General features: G+C 40.0%; 17 protein-coding genes. 14 read left to right on the forward strand and 3 right to left on the reverse strand.

The window, feature by feature from the left end; all coding sequences use genetic code 11:
- Window positions 1-85: 85 nt before the first annotated feature.
- Both M3226_RS28600 and M3226_RS28605 read right to left on the reverse strand, forming a co-directional pair.
- Window positions 86-994, reverse strand: coding sequence for an IS110 family transposase (locus M3226_RS28600; protein WP_251572557.1), 909 nt, complete (start codon window positions 992-994; stop codon window positions 86-88).
- A 525-nt stretch (window positions 995-1519) separates the two neighbouring features.
- On the reverse strand, window positions 1520-1708 hold the full coding sequence (locus tag M3226_RS28605; protein WP_251572559.1) for a hypothetical protein: 189 nt from the start codon (window positions 1706-1708) through the stop codon (window positions 1520-1522).
- A 345-nt stretch (window positions 1709-2053) separates the two neighbouring features.
- On the opposite strand from M3226_RS28605, the gene M3226_RS28610 reads away from it, so the two are divergent.
- From M3226_RS28610 to sdaAA, 10 genes are all read left to right on the forward strand, one after another.
- Window positions 2054-3865 (forward strand): ATP-dependent nuclease, encoded by a 1812-nt coding sequence (locus M3226_RS28610; protein ID WP_251572561.1) that lies wholly within the window; start codon window positions 2054-2056, stop codon window positions 3863-3865.
- A gap of 807 nt (window positions 3866-4672) precedes the next feature.
- Complete coding sequence (gene dcuS, locus M3226_RS28615) at window positions 4673-6277, forward strand: DcuS/MalK family sensor histidine kinase (protein WP_251572563.1); 1605 nt, start codon at window positions 4673-4675, stop codon at window positions 6275-6277.
- Window positions 6270-6977: a response regulator gene (locus M3226_RS28620; protein WP_251572565.1), complete on the forward strand. Its 708-nt coding sequence runs from the start codon at window positions 6270-6272 to the stop codon at window positions 6975-6977. The genes dcuS and M3226_RS28620 overlap by 8 nt, the downstream gene beginning before the upstream one ends.
- 244 nt (window positions 6978-7221) lie before the next feature.
- On the forward strand, window positions 7222-8190 hold the full coding sequence (locus tag M3226_RS28625) for a 2-keto-3-deoxygluconate permease (protein WP_251572567.1): 969 nt from the start codon (window positions 7222-7224) through the stop codon (window positions 8188-8190).
- 215 nt (window positions 8191-8405) lie between these two features.
- Window positions 8406-10121, forward strand: coding sequence for an NAD-dependent malic enzyme (locus tag M3226_RS28630; RefSeq protein WP_251572569.1), 1716 nt, complete (start codon window positions 8406-8408; stop codon window positions 10119-10121).
- Window positions 10122-10735: 614 nt separating this feature from the next.
- Window positions 10736-13063, forward strand: a complete 2328-nt coding sequence (locus tag M3226_RS28635; RefSeq protein ID WP_251572571.1) for a helix-turn-helix domain-containing protein — start codon at window positions 10736-10738, stop codon at window positions 13061-13063.
- Window positions 13064-13266: 203 nt separating this feature from the next.
- Window positions 13267-14457 carry a glycine C-acetyltransferase gene (locus M3226_RS28640; RefSeq protein ID WP_251572573.1) on the forward strand — a complete coding sequence of 397 codons (1191 nt, stop codon included), beginning with the start codon at window positions 13267-13269 and terminating at the stop codon, window positions 14455-14457.
- Between the two features lie 109 nt (window positions 14458-14566).
- Window positions 14567-15544: an L-threonine 3-dehydrogenase gene (locus M3226_RS28645; RefSeq protein ID WP_251572574.1), complete on the forward strand. Its 978-nt coding sequence runs from the start codon at window positions 14567-14569 to the stop codon at window positions 15542-15544.
- A 60-nt stretch (window positions 15545-15604) separates the two neighbouring features.
- Window positions 15605-17008, forward strand: coding sequence for an amino acid permease (locus tag M3226_RS28650; protein WP_251572576.1), 1404 nt, complete (start codon window positions 15605-15607; stop codon window positions 17006-17008).
- Window positions 17009-17087: 79 nt separating this feature from the next.
- The gene (sdaAA, locus tag M3226_RS32595) at window positions 17088-18650 is read left to right on the forward strand and encodes an L-serine ammonia-lyase, iron-sulfur-dependent, subunit alpha (RefSeq protein WP_308212003.1); all 1563 of its coding nucleotides are present in this window, start codon (window positions 17088-17090) and stop codon (window positions 18648-18650) included.
- 407 nt (window positions 18651-19057) lie between these two features.
- On the opposite strand, the gene M3226_RS28665 is transcribed toward sdaAA, so the two are convergent.
- Entirely contained in the window at window positions 19058-19939 is an 882-nt protein-coding gene (locus M3226_RS28665) for a YsnF/AvaK domain-containing protein (RefSeq protein WP_251572578.1), read from the reverse strand.
- A 259-nt stretch (window positions 19940-20198) separates the two neighbouring features.
- Here M3226_RS28665 and M3226_RS28670 point away from each other — a divergent pair, with 259 nt between their 5' ends.
- From M3226_RS28670 to M3226_RS28685, 4 genes are all read left to right on the forward strand, one after another.
- Window positions 20199-21074: a DMT family transporter gene (locus M3226_RS28670; RefSeq protein WP_285858043.1), complete on the forward strand. Its 876-nt coding sequence runs from the start codon at window positions 20199-20201 to the stop codon at window positions 21072-21074.
- A 293-nt stretch (window positions 21075-21367) separates the two neighbouring features.
- Window positions 21368-22855: a spore germination protein gene (locus M3226_RS28675; RefSeq protein ID WP_251572580.1), complete on the forward strand. Its 1488-nt coding sequence runs from the start codon at window positions 21368-21370 to the stop codon at window positions 22853-22855.
- Between the two features lie 24 nt (window positions 22856-22879).
- On the forward strand, window positions 22880-24046 hold the full coding sequence (locus M3226_RS28680) for a Ger(x)C family spore germination protein (protein ID WP_251572582.1): 1167 nt from the start codon (window positions 22880-22882) through the stop codon (window positions 24044-24046).
- A gap of 2 nt (window positions 24047-24048) precedes the next feature.
- Window positions 24049-24291 (forward strand): hypothetical protein, encoded by a 243-nt coding sequence (locus tag M3226_RS28685; RefSeq protein WP_251572584.1) that lies wholly within the window; start codon window positions 24049-24051, stop codon window positions 24289-24291.
- Window positions 24292-24293: the final 2 nt, after the last annotated feature.

Genomic DNA, 24293 nt, shown 5'->3' on the forward strand with positions numbered 1-24293 from the left:
TTTCATATGAAGACGGTGCTGAGCCTTCCAAGCAATACGTTGTGCTTCAGGATCTTGACCTTCTTGCCGTTTAAGTAATTCACCTTTAAGAGAAGGTCGATGACGATAAGACCAACAGATTTCTACACATGGAACGCCGAACCTGAGAATTTCCCGTCTTAGTAATAGAACCTTGCCAACGATTTGATCCACTAGAGTATTCTTTAGGAACGAGTCCAGCATAGGACATCAGTTGTCTTGGGTTAGAAAAGCGAGAAAACTGTCCGATTTCAGCTACTAAAGTAACGGCAGTGACCTCTGCGACACCTCTCAAAGTTTGAAGTGCTTGAATTACAAGTGCATGTTCACTTTGAAGAGCTTCTTCATGGATTTGAGCTTCGATTCGTTTCATACGATCTTCAACTACATTGATTGCATGTAGGTATTCTTGAAAAACAATACGTTGGGAAGTTCTTTCAAATGTTAATCGTTTTAACCATTCGCGATGTTTGACAGACCAATTTCTAACCCCTTGAGGGGGACGTATTTCATGACGAAGTAAGAAGTGAACAAGTCTCTGACGAGAACTTTGTAAATCCTCACGAGCATCATGACGAGCACGAATTAAGTCTCTCAATGCTTCATGGTCTTCATCTGGAACCCAAACAGAAGTAAGCTCTCCAGCACGAAGTAGCTGAGCTAATCTAATTGCATCCCTTTTGTCTGTTTTTACTCGATCTCCTGAACGCTTTGGAATAAGGGTAGGTGCTACAACCATACATTCTATGTCCATAGATAGAAGTAATCGGTAGATTCCGTATCCAGAAGATCCAGCTTCATAACAAACTAATAGATTTTTAGGATCGCCTAAACTTTTCATTAATTTGCGAATGTTTTCTGGTTTATTTGGTATGGTACCATGAAATCTAGGCTCTCCACGACCTGAATCAGCAATCGCAACAGCAATAGTATCTTTAGAGGCGTCTAAACCAACAAATTTTTGTACATCCTTCATAATAATCGGCTCCTTTTCGTGTGTAGCTCTACACTTGGTTTTGATTTGGGTAGTAACATTATGACCAAGTGCAACCTACGTTAAGCGATGGGAGCCGTTTCGTTCATTATGACTAACGGGTGCATTTGTTTAAGAAGAATAATAATAACTATGGACATTAATTAGGGTTTCAAGTACTTCCAATATCGTTCTCCTGTAAAGGATCTTAGTGTTGTTAAGGGATGTACTTACAGTCTTAGTAACAGCGACAAATATGTAACGGAGATATTTATTCGATACACTCTCAGTTGTAGAGGAGCTTATTTGTTGGTCGTCATTATCAATTGAAAACAAGTTGGTGGGATAAATACTTTTAGGTTATGCGGGTTACTGACTATGAAAATACCCCACCCCTGTCCCCAGAAAACAAGATTATTCTTGATTCTAGGGACAGAGGAAGTAGTATTTATCATGGGGTATATACTTTAGTGCAAAGCTGGGAACCCGGATGATGCTGCTGTTTAATACCTGAATTTCTTCACCTTGTCATTTGCTTTTAAAGCATATGCAGTTTCGCCCGCATATATCGTGACAAGCACCGTTGGCCGTAACCAATCGAAACTCCACCGAACCGTTACTTGCAAGGAGCCGTTCCCGCTCCCTCTCCAGCAATCCGTTCCAAACAGCAGAAAGACCTTGACTAATGATTGCTAGTGCTGATTTTCTTTGTCGCATTGGCTCAGCTCACCTGACCTCTTTTTTAGCGTGACTTAAGGGCGCTCCCACGGCTATGTTTTTCTCCGGTTTCTCTTCTGTCGGAACCGGCAAGAGACGGCGTTTTTTTACAGAGGTTGCAGCTCTGACCCATTCGGGATTTAACTCTGTCGTAAATACAACCTTTTGAGAAATAAAGTACAAGATTTTATTAGAGCATTTTAATATCAATGAAATGTAATTGGAAAATAACAAAAGTAAAACTATTAATAACTCAAGATGAGAGGACCAAAAGGTTGCTTTTTAAATAAAAGGATATGATTTTTTGTAATAGATAGTAAAATACTGGATTAGGAGGTAATGTTTATGAAACTAACAAATCTAACTATCAGAAATTTTAAAGGCATTAAGGAACTAACTATAGACATAGAAAACATATCAATAATTATTGGCCCTAATAACTGTAGTAAGAGTACAGTATTAGAAGCATTGTGTAAGTTTGGATCCAGCGACACAATGCTGGAAAAAAACCTTTATCATAGACACAACACTTCTAATCCAATTAGTTTTCATGCTACTTTTTCAGATTTAACAGAGGAAGAAATAAATCTTCATGGTATTAGAGCGTCGCTTCATGGACCAACCGGAAAGTTTATTGTAAGGGCGGTATATCGTTTGGGAGAAAAGGTAGAACGTGCATCAAAACTCTCAGGAAATGAGGAACACGACCTCGGAAGCGAAGGCTGGGATGGAAAAATGGGAGGGGGGAAAAATGGAACCCATTTTTTAAGCGCGTTTCCCGAGGTAATCTACATACCAGCGGTTAAAAATGCCAATGATGATATAAAAGATTCTTCTCCTTATATGAAAACCTTGTACGCTTTGTATAAAGATGTTATTCGAGGACTAGATGAATATAAAGAAGCTAAAGAGAAAACACAGCTATTACAAGATAAAATCAATTCACATGATAACGAAAAAATCAAATTCTTTGAGGAAGAGGTGCAAGGTTTCTTAAAAGAAGTTACTTCAACCAAAATTAGATTTAATGTGGACGTCAACCCGCTGGACGAAATAGTGAGTACTTCCTTAAAACCTAATTTTGACTTTAATGGGCTAGAAACTATGCTGTCGCACCAGGGTAATGGAGTGCAACGGACATTTATGCTTTCGATACTTAAAGGGTTTAAGATGTACATGAAAAAATACCAAGGAGAGGAGAAAGGAGTAAATCGCCCTTTAATAATTGCTATTGAAGAACCCGAGTTATATCTCCATCCTCATCTTGCAAGAGTTTTTAAGGAAACACTCTATAGCCTGGCAGATGAGGGTTTCTTTCAAGTTTTGGCAACATCCCATTCACCAAATTTCATTGATTTAGCTAAGCCGCACAGGACATTAGCTAAGCTTTCGTTGAATGAGGATAAAAATGTTGTAGTTAGTCAGGTGAACTCGGATATTTATGGCTTACCGAGTCATGAAAAAGATAAATTTCAAGCATTATTAAGATTTAACCCGTATGTTAATGAAATATTTTTTGCCAATAACGTAATTTTAGTTGAAGGCGATACCGAAGTTGTTGCATTAAAAATAATCGGTGAAAAGCTAGCTAGTAGTGGAGACTTGGATAGTGAAATTTACAATAGAACATCTGTGGTAAACTGTGCAGGGAAAGGCACAATGTATGTCGTATTGAACGTCCTCAATAACTTTGGAGTTCAATATACCTGCATACACGATTTCGATATGACTGAACGCAATAAAAAAGGAGAAATAAAGACAGTAGCAGCGCTTAAAAAGGTACTAACTTTAAATCATAAAATTGAGAGGCTATGCGATATAAAAGGTAACAAAAAGTTTGTTTTTCAATATACATTTGAGGAAGAAATGCCGCCGGATTATGAAAAAGGAAGTTCCAAGTCGTTTGCTGCCTATGAATATCTACAGGGGAAAGAACTCCTTGAAATGCCTCAAAGGCTTTTGAATATCGTAAAATCAGCATATGGTATTCAGCTGCAACAGGAACTTGATCACAAAAACTCCACTGTTTTAGAGTATTATAATTGGGATAACTTGAATCAAGCCAAATCCGAATGGGTTCCGCCGGATGACTCAGAATTTATTATTGCTGTTTGGAAAGGGCTTGAAGAGCAAGAGCAACCTGAACCGGTTGTATAAAGACAAAGGATTTCTACCGATAACTCTTGTGTTACTGCACTGCGGTCCCAACTGTAAATGGCCGGACCAAAGCACTCACCATCTCTAGTGTTGCCACATACAATCAACACATGTGGAATGTGTAACAAAAGCGATGCATATAAAATTTGCATCGCTTTTGTTATAAGAATCATCAACTCGATTTCATCATTGACCGGCTAACAACATGCTAACATTTTGCTAACGAACTACAATAAATCACAGTAAATCTAGGTTAAAGATGTTACACGCAGCACCTGCAGAATGCGGATTCTATGCGACTTTCTTCTAATGCGGTTAAAAATGTTACAGCATAAAACTATATGGGCGGCATGATGTAATTAGAGTAAATCTCTGTTATCGTTATATCAAAGTTTTACCGGTAAAAGTTATTATTTGCCCTCGTTCTCTAAACATGAAAAAAAAGAAAAGATATTATTTGAGAAGGTCTTCCATCTGTTTGCTAAAACGGTTGGGAGGCCTTTTCTTTCATATTGGTGCTCATAGGGTTGGATTAAGACCATTGGAGATAAAGAGAGAGTAACGCAGGTATCCGTCACTTGTACTAGATAATGCACTTAAGCAGGTTCAGTGAACCTACGCAAACACTTTTTTTAATTACAAAAAGCGTCCAGCCATTTTCAAGTATTATAATAAACTTAGATAATTGCTAATTCGATAATTTATGTTAAAGGCTGCTTACAGCTCGTTTATGAGCTTGGCGGTCTTTTGTCATTTTATTTATATGTCTTATACATACTATTATTATGATAAAACCTGGAGGAGATCATGAGGAAAGGCAAATTTAGTTTACAAGCCATTATAATTATATTTGTATGCATTGTCGTCGCTTTATCACTTGGAATAACGGATTTAATAATAAGCAAAAGAATTACCTCCAGTGTCGAAGAGACACAGAAAGAAAAAGCCCTCAATGTTGCCAGGATGATTTCCCTAAGCCCGCTGGTGATTAATGCTTTAGATGGGACAACTAGTCGTACGGTAGTACAAGATTTTGCCAATCAAGTTAAAGATAAAACGAATGTTAACTTTGTTGTGGTTATGGACTTGAAAGGAATCCGTCTTTCCCACCCGGATCCTAGTGAAGTGGGGAAGCACTTCAGGGGAGGAGATGAAGGGCCTGTTCTTAAAGGAAAGGAGTATGTTTCCATTTCAAAGGGAACTCTCGGTCGATCCATGCGGGCATTTACTCCAATAAAGAATTCACATGGAAAACAAGTCGGTGCGGTTGCTGTAGGAATTTCTTTAGAAAACGTTACAAAGGCGGTACATAAAGCACGGATTGGGATCGTTATTGGGACGTTAATCGGAATCCTAATAGGGGTAATCGGTGCAGTGGGCCTGGCACGGTACATCAAAAAAATCCTTTTAGGACTCGAGCCATTCGCTATTGCTAAGCTGCTTGAAGAGCGTAGTTCCATGCTTCAGTCTGTGCGTGAGGGAATAATAGCCATCGACCAAGAAGGGAAAATCACACTTGTAAACAGGGCAGCGAGAAAGCTTTTTAAGAGAGCCGGGCTTGAAGGGAACCCTATGGGTATGAACATTGAAGCTTATTTGCCAGAGACTCGGTTAACCCGCATTATAAAATTGGGTGAAAACGAATTGGATCAAGAACAAAACCTGAATGGGGTGACCATTTTAGTAAACAGGGTTCCGGTGGTTGTGGATAATGAGCCGGTAGGAGCAATCGCTACATTCCGTGATAAAACCGAAGTCCAATTGTTGGCCGAACAGCTCACAGGTGTGCGTAACTATGCGGATGCTCTCCGTGCCCAGGCACATGAGTTTATGAATAAACTTCATGTCATCCTTGGCCTGGTTCGAACTGAACAATATGATACACTTGCTGCCTATGTGAGTGAAACGGTTAACCACCGGAAAACAGAAATGGGTTTTGTAACGAAGAAAATTCAGGACCCTGTTCTTGCTGGATTTTTAATTGGCAAACTAAGCTTTGCCAGAGAATCAGGTGCTTCTCTATCATTTGATTGTGTAAGTAAACTTCCCAAGCCTGCAAACTCGGAAATCACACATGAGCTGATAACCATCATTGGAAATCTCTTCGATAATGCAATGGAGGCGATTGCGGACAGTCCAAACAAAAAAGTCGACCTTACACTTGATTATGCAGAGGATATTTTAACAATTGAGGTTAAAGACACAGGGATGGGGATGACGACATCACTCCAAAACAAAATACTGGATAAAGGGTTTTCTACGAAAGGAGAAAACCGTGGGTTCGGGTTATATCTTTTGGCACAGGCAATTGAAAGACTGGAAGGGGACATGATTATTTCGTCCAAGCCTGGAAAGGGAACAAATTTTGCTGTGTATATACCTTATAAAGCAGAGGATGAATACGATGATTAATGTAATGATTGTCGAAGATGACCCGATGGTAGCAGAAATCAATAAACAATATCTTGCTAAAATTGATGGGTTCCGGTTGGCCGCAACAGTCCATTCAGTAGCGGAAGCCATCCGACTTTTGGGAAAGAATGATATTCAGCTCATTCTGCTGGATATTTTTATGCCGGGGAAGCAGGGCCTAGAGCTGTTAGCGTACCTTCGGAAAAATGACTTTGAAATTGATGTCATCATCATTTCAGCGGCTTCAGATCTTGATAGAATTAAGAAGGCATTAAGGTATGGTGTTGTCGACTATTTAATTAAGCCCTTCGAGTTTGAACGGTTTAACGCTGCACTTGCTACCTACCTTGAGCAAACTCGGTTCATTGATAAACAGAATTCGGTTAGTCAGCAGGAGCTTGATAACTTACTTTTGCATAGAGACGAAGCGGTTATAGTAGAAGAACTGCCAAAGGGGTTAACGAAGGATACCTTAAAGCAGGTATGGGATGCGATTCAGGAATTGAAGGACGGGCCTTTTTCTACGGATGAAGTAGCAAATGTTGTAGGAATATCAAGGGTCTCGGCAAGAAAGTATCTTAATTTTTTAAAGGAGTTAGGAATCCTTGAAGTTAAGGTTATCTATGGAACGGTCGGAAGGCCTGTATACCAGCATGAATATAACAAATTTAAAGAGCACTTAATAAAAAACTTTCTGTAAGTAGTTTTTGAAACTGCTTACTTTTTTTATTTACAAAAAGAATTATTAAACTTTCATAATCTATGAAAGCGATTTATATGGGATTATGATACACATGTAGAAAGACAAAGGGGGATTAAAATATGGCAAAGCCAGCTAGAAAATTGGAATCGCTCCCAACACTTATTGGAGAAATCGGTAAAAATGGTAGTAAAAAATAATCGCTTTTTTGCAAGATTAAAAAACTATTTTAGGAGGATTCAACATGCAAATTCCAATTAAGAAAACGCTTGATAAAATTCCAGGTGGTTTGATGGTTGTTCCACTTTTTTTAGGGGTATTGACGAATACATTTTTTCCGCAGGTTTTACAAATTGGAAGTTTTACAACAGCATTATTCAGTAAAGAAGCATCATCAACCATTTTGGCATGTTTTATGTTTTTAATCGGTTCCCAAATTAATTTCAAATTAGCACCAAAGGCATTGAAAAAAGGTGCACTATTATTAACAGGAAAATTTATTGTAGGTGCTGGTATAGGTTTAGCTGTAGCTATGTTTTTTGGGCCTGCCGGAATACTAGGATTATCACCATTAGCCATCCTTGCAGCATTATTAAATGCTAATGGCGGGTTATATGCTTCTCTTGCTTCATCGTATGGTGACGAAACAGATGTAGGCGCATATGCTTTATTTTCTTTAAAAGATGGTCCATTTTTCACATTAGTGGCATTAGGTGCATCCGGCCTTGCTACCATTCCTTTTCAAACACTTCTAGGAGTATTAATTCCAATTGTTATCGGAATGATTTTAGGTAATATTGATCCTGATATGAGGAAGTTTCTTGGAAGCAGTAAATTATTATTAATCCCATTCTTCTCATTCCCATTAGGTGCCGGAATGAATCTTTCAACTATTGTAAATGCTGGAGGTCCTGGGATATTACTAGGATTAATCGCTGCCTTCACTGGAATTGGAGCTTACTTCCTATTGAAGTTATTTAAAGAAAACCCAATCGTTGGTTTAGCAACAGGGTCAACTGCAGGAAATGCGGTAGCTACACCAGCTGTTGTGGCCGCAGCAGATCCGACCTTAGTTGCAGTAGCATCTTCAGCTACTGCACAAGTTGCCGCGGCATGTGTCATCTCTGCCATCGTCTGTCCGCTTATTGTAAGCTATGTATTTAAAAGGTCTGAAAAGAAAAAAGCGAAACAATCGATTGCAAGGGCAGCCTGATAAAAAGGTAACGTAAATTTTATATACGCAAAAAAGTGATAGATTAAACAAAGTAGTCAGCCGTTTTACTGTCTACTTTGTTTAATTACAAAAAAGAGACATTAAATTAAAAAAACTAGTTTGATAAGGAAAATGTTATTAACATGGGAGGATAGCAATCTATGTTCCCATAATGGTCCGAGTAGTTATTTTTAAGAAAGAAAGAAGGAAACACCATGAATGTACCTGAGAATGTGATTATTACAACGTTAAAAGGAAAAGAGGTTCTCTCTAATCCTTTTTTGAATAAAGGAACGGCTTTTACGAAAGAGGAAAGGGAAGGCCTTGGACTCGACGGTCTTTTACCTCCCCAAGTGCTCACCCTTGATGAACAAGTAAATAGGGTATATGAACAATATTCGATGCGGACGACGAATCTATTTAAACACGGTCTGCTCTATGATTTATATAACCGCAATGTTGTTCTGTTTTACCGACTGTTGAAAGAACACCTAGCAGAAATGCTTCCAATTATCTACACACCTACTGTCGGTGATGCGATCCAGTCATACTCCCATAGCTACCGCCGTCCAGGAGGTTTATATCTTTCTATTGATGATCCTGCGGGCGTGGAGAAGGCATTCTATAATCTTGGACAGCCCAAAAATGGCATTGATTTAATCGTTGTTACCGACTCAGAAAGCATTCTGGGAATTGGTGACCAAGGGGTAGGCGGTATTAATATTGCGATTGGTAAGCTTGCCGTGTACACAGCGGCAGCTGGTATTGATCCAAGCCGTGTTCTGCCAGTCGTGTTGGATGTGGGTACGAACAATCAGGCTTTGATTGCCGATCCTATCTATATTGGCAACAAATTCGCCCGTGTCCGCGGTGAGCGTTATGATCAATTTATTGATTTATTCGTTCAGACTGCAAGAAAGTTTTTTCCAGAGGTTCTAATTCACTGGGAGGATCTTGGCAACGTGAATGCGCGTAAGGTCTTAGACAAATACGGTGACAACATCCTTACCTTCAACGATGACATCCAGGGAACAGGGGCAGTGACCCTTGCTGCTGTTATGTCTGGATCGAAAGTAACAGGAACTGCTTTGAAGGAACAGCGTATTGTTGTCTTCGGACCAGGGGCCGCCGGCATCGGTATAGCTGACCAAATCTCAGATGCTATGGTTCTTGAAGGGCTGACAAGAGAAGAAGCTTATGATCATTTCTGGGCTATTGACTATCGAGGGTTACTAACGGATGAAACACCAGGTGTCCTGAACTTCCAGAAGCCTTATGTAAGAAAGGCGGAAGAAGTAAAGAACTGGGATATGAATGAGGATGGAATCATTTCATTAATGGAAGTCGTTCAGAAGGTGAAGCCGACCATCCTGGTCGGTACTTCCGGACAAGCCGGTGCCTTCACGGAGGAAATTGTGAAAGAAATGGCCAAGTATGTTGAGCGTCCTATCATCTTGCCTATGTCCAACCCAACTGCACTGACTGAAGCGTTGCCGGAAAACATAATTAAATGGACAGATGGCAAGGCTCTAATTGCAACCGGCAGCCCTTTTGCCAATGTCCAATACAACGAGGTTTCCTATGAAATTGGCCAGTCAAATAACGCATTTGTATTCCCAGGTCTAGGCCTAGGAGCCATTGTGGCAAAAGCAGAAGTGATCTCAAAAGGCATGTTCGCAGCTGCTGCTTATGCGGTTGCAAGAATGTCTGACTCCAGTAAACCTGGAGCATCCCTGCTGCCATCCATTGAAAAACTTCATGAGGTCTCAAAATACGTAGCCATTGAAGTAGTCAATGCGGCGATATACGAAGGAATTGCAAGAGCGGATATCCAAGATGTTGAGACTGCTATTGAAGATGCTATGTGGAAACCTGAGTATAAGGAAATCAAGAGTGTAGGGATTTGGACAAATATTCATTCCTATGCATGATTAAATAGTTAAATAAAATGCCTGTACTCCTGGTAAAGGACCAAAATTCGGTATTCCAGACAGTACAGGCATTTTTACCGTGAAGGATGAAATCGAATTTGAATTTGTTGAACTCCAAATGGTGTAGGTAAAGTATGAAAGAAGGTATTAAGATAAGATAGTGAAATTAGGATACATTGTTTTTGGGGGTCAACCTTCTCTCTTGGAAGTTTGGCCTTTTTTTGATGATATGAATATTTAAGAGGAGATACTACGTTTTTAAGTAGTATCTCCTTTGTAAAGGTCCCCTGTATTACCCATGCTTTTTTCAATTGAAAGTAATTGCACCCGCGCGTAAATCCCACATGAGATAGGGTGAGGAAGGCAAACAATCCATTAAACTACTTACGAAAAGTTGCAGTTTTCTCTCCTTTGATTTACTATTTAGTATGCTTTTCCATCATTATGCTTATATTTTAGTAGTTTGAGTTTGGTTTATCCCAAGTCACCTGCATTAAGTTTAGTTCCTAGTTAATACACTCTAGGCGTGTATTTAAAAGTCATGGAATCAATTTTAATTCCAGGTTCTTGCTAGGGCAACGCACATTTTTAATCCAGTCCTGAGGTGAATATTCATGAACCGGCCAATAAAAGATGATTCTTATCAAATAAGTATACAAAACATTGAACATTACTCACACCATATCCGTTTAGGAATTGAGATTCTTCTTATTATAAGGGGAGAAATTGAGGTCACGGTCAATCAACATTCCTTCCAATTATCCGAAAATGATCTTCTGCTTATTAATGCCAATGATATACGCTCTATTAAGGGGAATAAGGAGAATGTGGTCTTATCGTTACAAATCCCCTTGGATCTAATCGAGCCGCATTATCCGAATATTCATGAGTGCTATTTTAACTGCAATTCATCCAAAGAGGGTAACGGGCTGTATCTGCTTTTTGATCAAATTCGCCAACTAATGGCGAAAATTTTGATTGCCTATTATCAAAAGCAGGATGGAAGTGAGATCGAGATTAACGGACTGATTTTTCAGTTAGTTACACTGTTGATTCGAAATTTTAAAACAACACACCTCGGGAGTCATCAATTCACCGAAATGAAGGATGAAAGAATTAGAGAACTCCTGGCTTTTATCGAAAGAAACTATCGCAAACCGATATCATTGGAGGAAATCGCCAAGCAGCAGTATTTGTCTCTTTATTATTTATCGCGTTACTTCAAGCAGGAAGTTGGGGTTAGTTTCTCCCAATATGTCAAAAATGTCCGTTTGAAATCAGCGGTTCATGAGCTCCTGTATACCGACCATAACATTCTTAAGATCTCGCTGAATAATGGTTTTCCCAATGTGAAGGCGTTTAATAAGGCTTTTAAAGAAATGTACCAGCAAACGCCTACTGAATATCGCAGCCTTCATAAAGTGGAACCTATGGATGTCGAGGAAATGAAACATGAAACGGAACAATATACTTTACTGCAATCGCCAAATTTTTTAATGGAAATCAGCAAGTATATTTCAGGAAATGAGAAGAGCACTACGCTGATGGAACCGGCTGCTTCAGCCGTATATGTGGACCTGCCGCAGGAGCCCATTTTTATCAAAGAAAAAGCCTTAAAGGTACTGGTGATTGGGCAGCTGGAATATGCTTTGCATGAAGAGGTGCAGGCAGACTTAAAGTTAATTCAAGAGGAACTTGGATTTGACTATATCTATTTTACGAACCTTTTTTCGGACAGCTTTGCGATGACAACGCCCCTCTATCAAATCGGTGGGCAATTTTATCAGATGGATGCCTTGTTCACCCGCTTTCAGCAATTAGGGTTGGTTCCTTTCATTCGCGTAGAAGTTGAAAAGAAAGTGGATAGCAGCTCTGAATATCTTAAAAAGCTTGATGAATTCTTACAGCACAGTCTTAGTTATTTTGGCAGTGCCTTTGTAGGCAAATGGCGGTTTGAATTGGTTTTCTCGGAATGGGGTGAAACAGCAAAGAGCTTTTATCAAGATTTTTATGAAACTGTTAAAAGGTGGGCTTCTGCCGCAAAAGTGGGTCTTCATGTGCCGTTTTCTTTAGGAAAGGCTATACCCGGTCCTGCGGATGACTTTATAAACCAAATTTCCGATCGTTGCGAGCTGGTCTGCTTCACCTGCAATCCGAATGAAGAAGTGGATTTTACCGATATGGATAATCTTACTTTTGAAGGAGTAAAAAATTATGTAAAGAAAGCTTGCAGCAGATTAAAGGAATGCTTATCGTCTGCGGGTTTGGAGAAGATTCCGATTTTTCTTACGGATTGGAATACGCTATATGGAAATACGATGGATTTAAGCGGCACCTTTTTCCGTTCAGCCCTTATTTTTAAAGAAATGCTGGATGCGATGAAGGAACTTTCCGGTTTGGGGTTTTGGATTGATACCCACTCGCTGGAAAAAAATAATCTGGATCAAGACCATATTGCCATGAATGGGATTGCTCTCCTTTATTATTATCAAATTAAACGCCCTGCTTATTTTAATTTCCAGCTGATGGAAAAAATGGCCCTAAGGATTTTAGCTGAAGGTGAGGATTTTGTCATGGCAATGGGGGAAAGCGGCTATCAATTGGCCGTTTATAACCCCTCCTATATCAATCCTTCTTATTCGGTCGAGAGCTTCTTTTTGCAATCCATCACGAAGGAAAAGAAAGTCGTGATTTCGGGTCTGCCGCCTGGACGTTACCAAATTCGCAAGCACATTCTTGATCAAAATAACGGAGAATTTTATATAAACTGGATAAATTTGCAGCATCAGGATATTTACGACCAGGAGGTCATTTCTTTTATCAAGCAGGGAACCCGCCCTGATCTGCAAATTTATGAGGAAAAAGTGGAAGCAGAGCTTTATTTACAATCCACCCTGACCTTTAACGCTTTTCATCTCTTTGAAATTAAGCCATTAAGTTAAAACTTAATGGTCTTTTTTTGTGGTTGAATGTGACCAAAATGTGAAGGAGGGCAAATATGGGTGATACATACAACAAAGATGGGAATGTAAATCGACAAAAAGCGATATAAACTAGGTATATGAAAACGTTTTCAACTTAACTCTTCTTAATCGAGAATAGATAGAAATTTTCACTGAAAAGTTAATCGATGGAGGTTTATACGATGTCAAGAAAAGTTTTAGAAGAGATATTAACTCCCCAGCTGCAAGAGCTGCATGAGAAAGGGCTATATAACGTCATTGATACAGTAGAGGGATCTAATGGCCCAATCGTGACAATCAATGGCAAAGAAGTCGTCAATATGTCGTCCAACAATTACCTTGGATTAGCAAACAATGAAAGATTAATCCAAAAGGCAAACGAAGCCACAAAACAGTATGGTGTGGGTGCTGGTGCCGTTCGGACAATCAACGGAACGATGACCATTCATAATGAATTGGAAAAAAGGATTGCCGAATTTAAGCATACAGAAGCGGCGATTGCATTCCAGTCAGGATTTAATTGCAATATGGGCGCAATCTCGGCAGTCATGACGAAGAAGGACGCGATTATTTCTGATGAATTGAATCACGCCTCGATTATTGATGGCTGCCGTTTGTCCGGAGCAAAAATCCTTCGGGTCAAGCATCAGGACATGGATGATTTAAGGCGGGTTGCAAAAGAAGCAGTCGAAAGCGGCGCTTATGAAAAAATTATGTATATTACCGATGGTGTTTTTTCAATGGATGGGGATGTGGGAAAGCTTCCGGAAATCGTGGAAATCGCTGAAGAATATGGCTTGCTTACATATGTTGATGACGCACATGGATCAGGCGTTATGGGCAATGGGGCCGGCACGGTTAAACATTTTGGCCTTTCCGATCAAATTGATTTTCAAATTGGAACGCTTTCCAAGGCCATTGGTGTCGTGGGCGGCTATGTGGCCGGTACCCAGCAATTGATTGATTGGTTAAAAGTGCGCGCCCGTCCATTCCTATTTTCAACTTCGCTGACACCAGGAGCTGCTGCTGCCTGCATTGAAGCGATTAACATCATGACGGAATCAACGGAGAGAGTCGATCAGCTTTGGGAAAATGGCCGCTATTTAAAAGAAGGCTTGAAAAACTTAGGGTTTGATATTGGCCACTCAGAAACACCGATTACGCCATGTATTATCGGAGAAGAAACATTAACGCAGCAACTTTCCCGCCGTCTAATGGAAGAGGGAGTTTACGCCAAAGCCATCACCTTCCCGACAGTGCCGAAGGGAACAGGCAGGGTGCGCAATATGCCGACTGCAGCCCATACAAAAGAAATGCTGGACCAAGTGCTTGCTGTATATGGAAAAGTTGGAAAAGAGCTGGGCGTCATCTAAGTTTAGTCGATAAACAGGGGAGGGCCCCGTTTCCGGAATAGGTCCCTTCTGTTACAACTTGATACCATGTGTTCATTATATAAGGGAAATACTCAGGAGGTTGTTTACGGTGAAAAAAATTCTTGTGACTGGAAGCTTAGGTCAAATCGGTTCAGAGTTAACGTTGAGACTTAGGGAACTTTACGGAGAGAAAAATGTCCTTGCCACTGATGTCCGCCATGTTGATGGCAACCCAGTGGTGGAAAATGGTTTATTTGATACATTGGATGTGCTGGATGGAGAGAAAATGCAGAAGTTGGTCAATGACTATCACATTGATACGATTATCCATTTGGCAGCGCTGCTATCGGCAACAGCCGAGAAAAAACCGCTGCTAGCCTGGAATTTAAATATGGGCGGATTGGTAAATGCACTCGAGGTGGCGCGGAATTCCAATGCACAGTTCTTTACACCAAGCTCGATTGGCGCTTTTGGCCTATCTACGCCAAAAGATAATACGCCCCAGGATACAATCCAACGGCCAAACACGATGTACGGTGTCACCAAAGTAAGCGCCGAATTGCTATGTGACTATTATTTTGCAAAATTTGGCGTCGATACCCGAGGCGTTCGCTTCCCTGGATTGATTTCCTACAAAACACAACCGGGCGGAGGAACGACAGACTATGCGGTTGATATCTACTATGAAGCATTAAAGAACAAAAAATATACGTCCTATATTGCGCAAGGCACTTACATGGATATGATGTATATTCCAGATGCGATTGATTCGATTATCAAACTAATGGAAGCGGATTCATCGAGATTAAAACATCGAAATGCCTTTAATATTACAGCGATGAGCTTTGAACCTGAAGAAATTGCTGCTTCCATCAGGAAATTTATACCGGAATTTACGATGGATTATCAAGTTGATCCAGTCCGGCAGCAGATTGCTGACTCTTGGCCAAACTCCATTGATGCGACCGCTGCCAAAGAGGAATGGGATTTTAATCCGCGGTATGATTTAGACCGTATGACAAAATCAATGCTCGAAAACTTAGCCAAAAAATTGGACATTCGATTTGGGGAACCTATATTGGTTTAAAGGAAAGAATAACATCAAGAAGAATGGGTTTGAAAAATACAAGGGGAAAGAGTGAAGTTTATGTCAAAAAACCAGGAATTAAAGCGTGGGCTTAAGGCGCGTCATATTCAAATGATTGCTTTGGGTGGTACGATCGGGGTAGGTTTATTTATGGGTTCGACCAGTACAATTAAATGGACGGGTCCATCGGTTATGATTGCCTATGCAGTTGCCGGACTCTTCTTATTTTTCATCATGCGCTCGATGGGGGAAATGCTTTATTTGGAACCAACCACCGGTTCATTTGCTGACCTCGGCAATAAATATATCCATCCTTTGGCTGGCTATTTGACAGCTTGGAGCTATTGGTTCCAATGGATCACTGTCGGCATGTCGGAAATCATCGCTGTTGGTGCGTATATGCATTACTGGTTCCCACATCTGCCAACATGGGTCCCTGGGGTGGTCGCGATGGTGATTCTGGGCGTTGCCAACATGATTTCAGTTAAAAACTTTGGTGAATTTGAATTCTGGTTCTCATTAATTAAAGTGTTAACGATTGTCTTCATGATTATTGCTGGTATTGGCATTATTCTCTTTGGGTTCGGAAATGGCGGCCATGCAATTGGATTTTCAAACATCTGGAAAAACGGCGGCTTTTTTACCGGGGGATTTAAAGGTTTCTTCTTTGCTCTTTCCATCGTTATCGGTGCTTATCAAGGGGTGGAACTAATAGGGATGACGGCTGGAGAGGCAGAAAATCCGCAAAAAACAATTACACATGCTGTGAAAACCACCGTTTGGCGTATTTTAATTTTCTATATTGGTGCTATCTTTGTAATTGTAACTGTTTATCCTTGGAACCAGCTCAATCAAGTTGGCAGCCCATTCGTATCGGTTTTTGCTAAAATTGGAATAACGGCTGCAGCCGGTATTATCAACTTTGTCGTCATTACGGCAGCAATGAGCGGCTGTAACAGCGGCATCTTCAGCGCCACACGAATGCTTTACGCATTGGCGAAAAATGGACAGGCACCAAAGATTTTTGCCAAATTATCGGAAAATAAGGTTCCTGTTTATTCAACCATAACGGTTTTAATAGGTTTGGCTATTGGTGTTGTGTTAAGCTATGTTGCACCGCCATCCATCTTTGTGTATGTTTACAGTGCGAGTGTACTTCCAGGAATGATTCCATGGTTTGTACTGCTCATCAGTGAAATCAAATTTAGAAAAGTAAACGCTGTTGCAATGGAAAAACATCCATTTAAAATGCCTCTTACACCGTACAGCAACTACGCTACCATTGTATTTTTACTGGTTGTCCTTGTCGGTATGGCGATCAATCCAAGCACGCGCATCCCGTTAATCGCGGGAATTGGATTCCTTGCATTTATGACAGCCATTTTCTATCTGTTAAAAATGGAAAAACGTGTACCGTTAGACGAAGCCGAAAACGAAAAAGGCACCAAAACGAAAGCAGTATAATATAAAGAAAACAGATGAAACAGGGGGACGGTTCTAATGCTTCATGCATGGGGACCGTCTTCTTTGAGGGAGTGATACTATGTCTTTCACGAGTTTAAGAGAAGTAATTGAACTAGCTAAGCAGCAAAATATAACGATTGCGGAATTAATGATCCAAACTGAAATACAGCAAAAAAGCATTCCACGGGAAGCGATTATCGAAAAAATGGCCGAGCAATTTAAGGTAATGGAAGAGGCTGTCCTTAGGGGGACGAAAAGTGCTGTCATGTCCCGTACCGGCTTGACCGGCGGTGATGGGTACCGACTTCACCAATATGCCGAAAATGGAAAATCTTTTATCAATCCCGTGACATTAAATGTTGCAGCCAATGCACTGGCCGTATCAGAGGTCAATGCGACAATGGGCCGGATTGTGGCGACACCGACTGCAGGCTCAGCGGGAATCTTGCCGGCAGTACTCGTACACGCTCTGGACAGCGGAAAATTCCCCCGGGAGCGGATTGTACTGTCGATGTTCACGGCCTCTGCCCTTGGCTTGGTGATTGCCAATAAAGCCTCCATATCAGGGGCAGCCGGCGGATGCCAGGCGGAAATAGGCTCAGCAACCGCGATGGCCGCTGGCACTTTAGTTGAGCTTGCCGGCGGCACTCCAGAGCAGGTAGGAAATGCCATCGGAATAGCTTTAAAAAATTCACTGGGACTAGTTTGTGATCCGGTCGCCGGGCTGGTGGAAATTCCATGTATCCTTCGGAACGGATTACACGCGATTACCGCCCAGGCTGCGGCAGATATGGCGTTAGCAGGGGTGGTCAGCATCATTCCACCGGATGAGGTGATCCATGTGATGCATGAAGTCGGGCAGCAAATGCCTGAATCGCTAAGGGAAACCGGGATTGGCGGTCTGGCAGGCACCCCGACAGGTAAAAAATTGAAGGCGCAGATTTTCAGCGAAAAGACAAGCGGCTGCGGGCCGGCCAAATATCAAAGCGCCTATGAGATTATCGGCCCCGTCATGGTCGGTCCATCAAGTTCACATACAGCAGGTGCTGTCCGCATTGGCAACATAGCCTTTCAGCTGTTAAACGAAAAACCATTATTTGCAAAGCTCTCCCTGATGGGTTCCTTTGCTGAAACGTATCAAGGCCATGGCACAGATTTAGCATTATTAGCAGGGTCTCTTGGGTTAACAACAATGGATGAAGGCATTCCAAATGCGAAATCCATTGCCGAAGAAAATGGATTACAATACGAGTTTACGAAACGGGTGCTTGGAAGTTACCACCCGAATACGGTGTTAGTAGAATTATCAGGGGCAATGCGAACTGTAAAGGTATTGGCAAGTTCCTTAGGCGGCGGCAAAGTGGAAGTTCAAGAATTGGATGATTACCCATTAAAATTTTCCGGAGACCGACCAACACTTGTAATCCGCCATACCGATCGAAAGGGGGTTATTGCCGAGCTATCAGGATCTCTTTATCAAAAAGGGTTAAATATTGCCCGTATGGCGAATGAACGTTCAAAAATCAATGGTTCGGCGATAACGATTTGTGAAATCGACAATCAGATCGAGGGAAATCTCTTAACCATATTGAAAAAAGAAATTCCCATCATTGATGAAATATTATTAATTCAAACTAAATAGTGATATTCATTCCTATGCATGATTAAATAGTTAAATAAAATGCCTGTACTCGTGGTAATTGGTCGAAGTTTCGATATTCCAGGGAGTGACAGGCATTTTATATTTAACTAGATTAAATGGAGCCTATCCATTTATAATATAAAACTTGTCCTCCTTTCTGTCCTCCGAGATTTTATATCACATTTAAAATAATTTAGTCGAACCTTTTTAAAATGATGATTTAAAGCCACTTTTATAAACGATTTCGTTTTATTCTATATGAAAATGACTGGGCGGCATGATGTAAGCAAACATCATAAAGCTTTACTTTAGATTTTTACATGCAATAAAAAAAGATAAATACTCATCCTTTTGCTTTAGTAAGTAAAAGGATGAGCTTTTTTTCAGATTTTCTCATTTATTAATGGTTAGAGTCTATCAAGATCCACACGATTGTTATCGGTAGTAGTTTCATTAACTGAAGTATCGCCCTCTTTATTCACTTTTGCCTTTTCACGCTTGACATTTTCTGTTAATTGTTGGTTTTCCGTAACTTCCTTTTTGTTAATCACCAGTTCTTCGGTTACAACAGGTTTCTTCGTAACTTCGACTCTTTCCTCGACAATTGGAACGCGAATGGTTTCATCATCGCCTATAGGTGTGGTTGTATCTGCTTCAGTCCTGTCCACTGCCCGTCTTTCGACGCTAACCTCTTCATGTTGTACGGGAACATTTAACGTTTGCTGTTCTTCAACCACATCTTTTTTAACCTCTACTTCACCTGTCTGAACTCGTCGTTTATTAACATCTAACTGTTCTTCGCGAAGCTTTATTGAGCGCTGCGAATCTGTGTCGAGAGTATCTTCTAAATCCGTTTGTTCACTAGCAAGGGTTCCTCCGGAGACATCATCGGCAACACCAACATTACCTGATCCTTTTTCTTCACCAAGGAGCAGAATCATTCCAGCATTGAGATCATCTTGGTATTTTAGGGCATCTGCTTCCCTAATGCCCTGGGCGACCAAATGGTCGTAATGAGTAGTTCCGCTGTCATCATTTTGATACATTCGATCCTCAAACGGGGTAAACAGGCTCGCTAAGAACCCAGGGTGTTCTTCTGTATGAGTCTCCCTCGTTGCACTTATCTCCTGAGAAGCCACGCCTGTTTCCTCTTCAATGGAAGAAGGAACAGCTGTTGTATTAGCAATAATCGACAAATCTTTTACAGAATATCCTTGTTTCTGAAATTCCTCTATGGCCCGAACCACTTCATCGCTGGAGTTATAAACTCCTAATACTGTTTTACTCATAGTTATTGCCTCCATTTCTCTTTTTGTTTACTTATAAAGCTTACAAAGTATGCTTACCCAGCTTAATAACATTGGAAACTAATTTTGTTGGCATGCTCTGACAACAAAAGCATGCAAAGGAGTAATCCTGATGTAAAAGTAGGATGCATGATTAGTTATCAGCCCCTAAAGAGAGAAGTCAATTAAAAAAGTTTGAATTTTAATTATTGTTTGATTACTATATTAAAAGAAATGGGGGAGTCAGCTAATGAATGGCTTGATGCTTTTTTTATGTATAATTTGGGGTTTTAATTTTGTGATTATGAAACAAGGAAATGGCGTGTTCCCACCTGTTTTGTTTGCTGCCTATCGGTTTTTGCTTGGGGCAATTGTACTTTTTGGGTTAACCTTTTTTAAAAAAATCCCGCTCCCAGGTAAACGGGAACTAAAGTGGTATATTTTATGCGGGCTGTTACAAACCACTTATTTTAACATTGCCGTCCAAATCTCCTTAAATTATATAAGCGCGGGTCTTACATCTGTTCTAACCTATAGCATGCCATTGTTTCTTTCACTTATGGCTCATTATTTCATTCCTGGAGAGAAATTAACTACTAGAAAGACAGGTGGGATTCTGATTGGAGTATTGGGGTTGTTTTTAGCAATGGATATTCAGTTTGGAGAAACAATCTGGGCTCCGATTCTTGCATTAAGCTCTGCGATAACATGGGCGTTATCCAGCTTCATTTTCAAAACTAAATTACAAGGCTGTGATACAGTTCAATTTACTACATGGCAAATGGCTGCTGGAGCTGTTGGATTGTTCTTGTATTCTTTCAGTTTTGAACATGGCCAGTCCCATTGGAGTCTTATGGCTGTAGTATACCTTCTATATTCCGGAATTTTGGCATCTGCATTAGCCTTTGTAATATGGTCTCATATTCTTTCTAAAATGAAAGCCAGCAAAGCATCGATTTCTTTGTTAATTGTACCTGTAGTGGGTACTCTATCAGGGGCTTTATTTTTAAAGGAAAATCTGAATGCCATTGCATTGCTAGGAGTAATTTTGGTACTTTCAGGAGTTTGGCTGGTAAATACAACAGGTACTGCCCGTATCACACTACATCTCTTAACAGGCAAAAAAAATAAGTGTTAAAGATGAGAATAAATATTTAGTTTGTGTTAATTCTGTTTGTATTAAACGTCTATGAATATCTTTACCATACTAAAATAAGAACCAATTATGAAATGTCTATAATTATGCAAAATAAAAACCCATCTCAAAAGAGAAGGGTTTTTATTTTGCTCAAGCAGCTACCATTGTGGAAAATAAACCAGTTGGGGGCCTTTTTCTTATATTAATTTCAGTTTTCAAGTGGATTTGTCGATGAATAATTCTTAACCATTTTACGATAATAAAACAATAAGAGGAAAAAAGAGGTTACAGTAATGTTTTTTAAAGAATCTACCACAATCTCTAAAAATTCAAACGAAAACCTAGAGAAACTAAAAGATGTTCTTTCCAACTGTGAAGATTTAAATATTTTTCCGTGGCAATATGGACCGGATTTAATGTATAACGCCTTCTCGGTTTATTTCGAGACATTGGTACAAGAAAAAAGCGTAAATTACATGAAAGAATCAATGCAGGATTTGGTACAACATGAAGTTGGTCCAGCAACGATGATTAAACCGAAAGATGTCATAAAATTTTTCAGTCAGCATGGAATATCTAGTCAAAACGCTCTTCTTGTTGATAGCTTTGAGCAGGCGGTGGACAACATTTTACAAGGACACGTTGTCATTTTTTTTGATGGCTGGGACCAAGTGTTATCCTATGCTCAAGCAACCCAAATTAACACAAGGCAAGTCACTGAACCTGTCACGGAATCTGTGGTAAAAGGTCCGCGTGAAGGAACTGTCGAACAGCTACAAAGGAATATCGGGTTACTTCGAACACGATTACAGAACCCAAATTTTAAAATTGAAAAATTTAGAGCAGGAGGGGCTACCAAAACAGAGGTCGCCTTTGGCTATCTTGAGGGGAAAGTTGACACGGAAACGCTAGCAGAATTTAAAAAAAGGATCGAGGAGGCTAAAAAAGGAGACATTTTGGAAACTTCCTATATTGAGGAATTAATTGAGGATTCAACTTATTCGCCATTTCCCCAATATCGGTCTACTGAACGTCCAGATGTAGCCATTTCTAGCTTATTAGAAGGGAAAATTATTGTAATGGTACAAGGTACCGGAACCATATTAATCTGCCCCGGATTATTAACCGAATTCTTTCAAGCAAGCGAAGATTATTATCATCGTGTCGTGTTTTCATCATGTATTCGTCTGTTAAGAATTGCTGCGTTTTTTATAGCTCTATCATTACCTAGTATTTATGTCGCATTAACCACATTTCATCCTGAACTCATACCAACCAACCTGTTAATGGCCATTCTTGATACTCGAGAAGGGCTCCCTTTTCCTGCTTTTGTTGAAGCAATCATCATGATTTTTTTCTTTGAATTACTCAGAGAAGCCGGCATACGTCTGCCAAGACCAGTTGGTTCGGCGGTAAGTATTGTTGGAGCATTAATAATTGGTGATGCCGCCATTACTGCTAACATTGCTTCCCCAATTATTGTTATTTTAGTGGCATTAACAGGTATTGCTTCTTTCTCTATGCCACACTACAGCATCTCTATCAGTTTACGAATCCTTCAATTCCCTTTAATGATTTTAGCTGCTATTTTGGGGGGATTTGGAATTATGATCGGTTACCTGCTGATAATGTTACATATTTCGCAGTTACGGTCACTAGGAACGCCGTACTTTAGTCCGCTGACTCCATTTAGACCGAAACAGTTACTTGATGTTTTAATTCGTGCACCTCATAAAACATTGTGGGAAACTCCAAGAGTACGTGGTATGCGTAAGAATTAAATCACCTAAGGAAGATGGTAGACAATGAATTCTATCTCCATGAAAGCTTTGCCTATTATGTTTTTATTACTATCTTTAACAGGTTGTTGGAATAGTAGGGAGTTAACGGATTTTGGCTTTATAATGGGGATTAGTTTAGATCAAACAGAAGGTGGGGGCATTGAAATAAACGCACAAGTCTATTCACCTACAGAAACGACAGGAGGAATGGGCGGTGGGGAAAAATCCGCCTATACGAATATAAAAACAAAAAATGAAAGTGTTTTTGACGGAGTCCGTGACATCAATCGATACTTAGGACGTGTAGCCCGTTGGAGTCATATGCGTGTCATCTTAATTGGAGAAAAGTTTGCGAAGGAGCAGGATATCGGGGAGATTCTTGACTTTTTTAATCGTAATGAAGATGTCCGCCTCAATACCTTTGTTATTATCACGAATGGAAAAGCTGTTGACTATTTAACAGTAAAGCCGTTTATTGAACGAACAGTCAGTCAGCAATTACAAACGATTATTGAAAATTCAAACAAATATACAAGTAAGACCATTAAAGCCAAAATGTTAGATATTGATGTGCAATTAAATAGTAAATCGAAAACAGCTACGATCCCATATTTTAAAATGAATGATGAAAAACCAAAAGCCCCCTACAGCAGCGGGGTGGCTATAATTAGTGAAGGAAGAATGGCAGAACACCTCCAACCGAGGGACGTACAACAAGTTCTTATGTTAATGAATGAGTTTAAAAGTGGAATTATTGAGTTTCCTTGTTTGGATGATGGGAGTCAAAAGACATTAAAAATGGAAACGCTTGAAACCTCCAAAATTAAAACAAAAATAAAGCCTAATTTCTCCATGAAACCACCTGCTATTCACTTGTTTACTAAAATCGAAGGAACGATGGGTGAACTAAGATGTACTACAATAACCAATCTTGGAGAAGAAAAAAAGTTAGAAGATCATATAAAAAAAATAATCAAAAAGAATTTAGAATCAGTAATTGAGCGTATGCAGGAAGAGAAAGTGGATGTGTTGGGAATAGGGAATAAACTTTATCAACAAGACCCTGCCTTATGGAAAAGGTGGGAAAAGGAATGGGGTGACATTTTTGCCGACATACAATTTACCAGTGATGTTGAAGTAAATGTTAAAAGTACAGGCATGCCTATTGGCGAAAAAGTAACGGGGGAATAGACTTGGTTGAAAAAACTCTTGTTCTTGTGATCGTGAGCTTAGGTATTTTGGTTTACGACGGTCCAAAATTAAAACAAACAAATCGTAGAGAACGTATCGTTTATGGGATATTGACGCTGCCCATCCTATACCTTAGTGTCATTTATGTGTTGGATTTAGAATGGCCAACTTTAAATGACCCCGTTCAATTCCTTTTTTCAAAACCTGCCCATAAAATTGTCGAAGCTATAAAAGTAGCCATGTAGCT

This window comes from Neobacillus cucumis, assembly GCF_023715505.1.

Bases quoted from the DNA above. Each gene is read 5' to 3' on its own strand.
- M3226_RS28600 (WP_251572557.1), bottom strand. From the start codon at position 994: ATGAAGGATGTACAAAAATTTGTTGGTTTAGACGCCTCTAAAGATACT.
- M3226_RS28605 (WP_251572559.1), bottom strand. From the start codon at position 1,708: ATGCGACAAAGAAAATCAGCACTAGCAATCATTAGTCAAGGTCTTTCT.
- M3226_RS28610 (WP_251572561.1), top strand. From the start codon at position 2,054: ATGAAACTAACAAATCTAACTATCAGAAATTTTAAAGGCATTAAGGAA.
- dcuS (WP_251572563.1), top strand. From the start codon at position 4,673: ATGAGGAAAGGCAAATTTAGTTTACAAGCCATTATAATTATATTTGTA.
- M3226_RS28620 (WP_251572565.1), top strand. From the start codon at position 6,270: ATGATTAATGTAATGATTGTCGAAGATGACCCGATGGTAGCAGAAATC.
- M3226_RS28625 (WP_251572567.1), top strand. From the start codon at position 7,222: ATGCAAATTCCAATTAAGAAAACGCTTGATAAAATTCCAGGTGGTTTG.
- M3226_RS28630 (WP_251572569.1), top strand. From the start codon at position 8,406: ATGAATGTACCTGAGAATGTGATTATTACAACGTTAAAAGGAAAAGAG.
- M3226_RS28635 (WP_251572571.1), top strand. From the start codon at position 10,736: ATGAACCGGCCAATAAAAGATGATTCTTATCAAATAAGTATACAAAAC.
- M3226_RS28640 (WP_251572573.1), top strand. From the start codon at position 13,267: ATGTCAAGAAAAGTTTTAGAAGAGATATTAACTCCCCAGCTGCAAGAG.
- M3226_RS28650 (WP_251572576.1), top strand. From the start codon at position 15,605: ATGTCAAAAAACCAGGAATTAAAGCGTGGGCTTAAGGCGCGTCATATT.
- sdaAA (WP_308212003.1), top strand. From the start codon at position 17,088: ATGTCTTTCACGAGTTTAAGAGAAGTAATTGAACTAGCTAAGCAGCAA.
- M3226_RS28665 (WP_251572578.1), bottom strand. From the start codon at position 19,939: ATGAGTAAAACAGTATTAGGAGTTTATAACTCCAGCGATGAAGTGGTT.
- M3226_RS28670 (WP_285858043.1), top strand. From the start codon at position 20,199: ATGCTTTTTTTATGTATAATTTGGGGTTTTAATTTTGTGATTATGAAA.
- M3226_RS28675 (WP_251572580.1), top strand. From the start codon at position 21,368: ATGTTTTTTAAAGAATCTACCACAATCTCTAAAAATTCAAACGAAAAC.
- M3226_RS28680 (WP_251572582.1), top strand. From the start codon at position 22,880: ATGAATTCTATCTCCATGAAAGCTTTGCCTATTATGTTTTTATTACTA.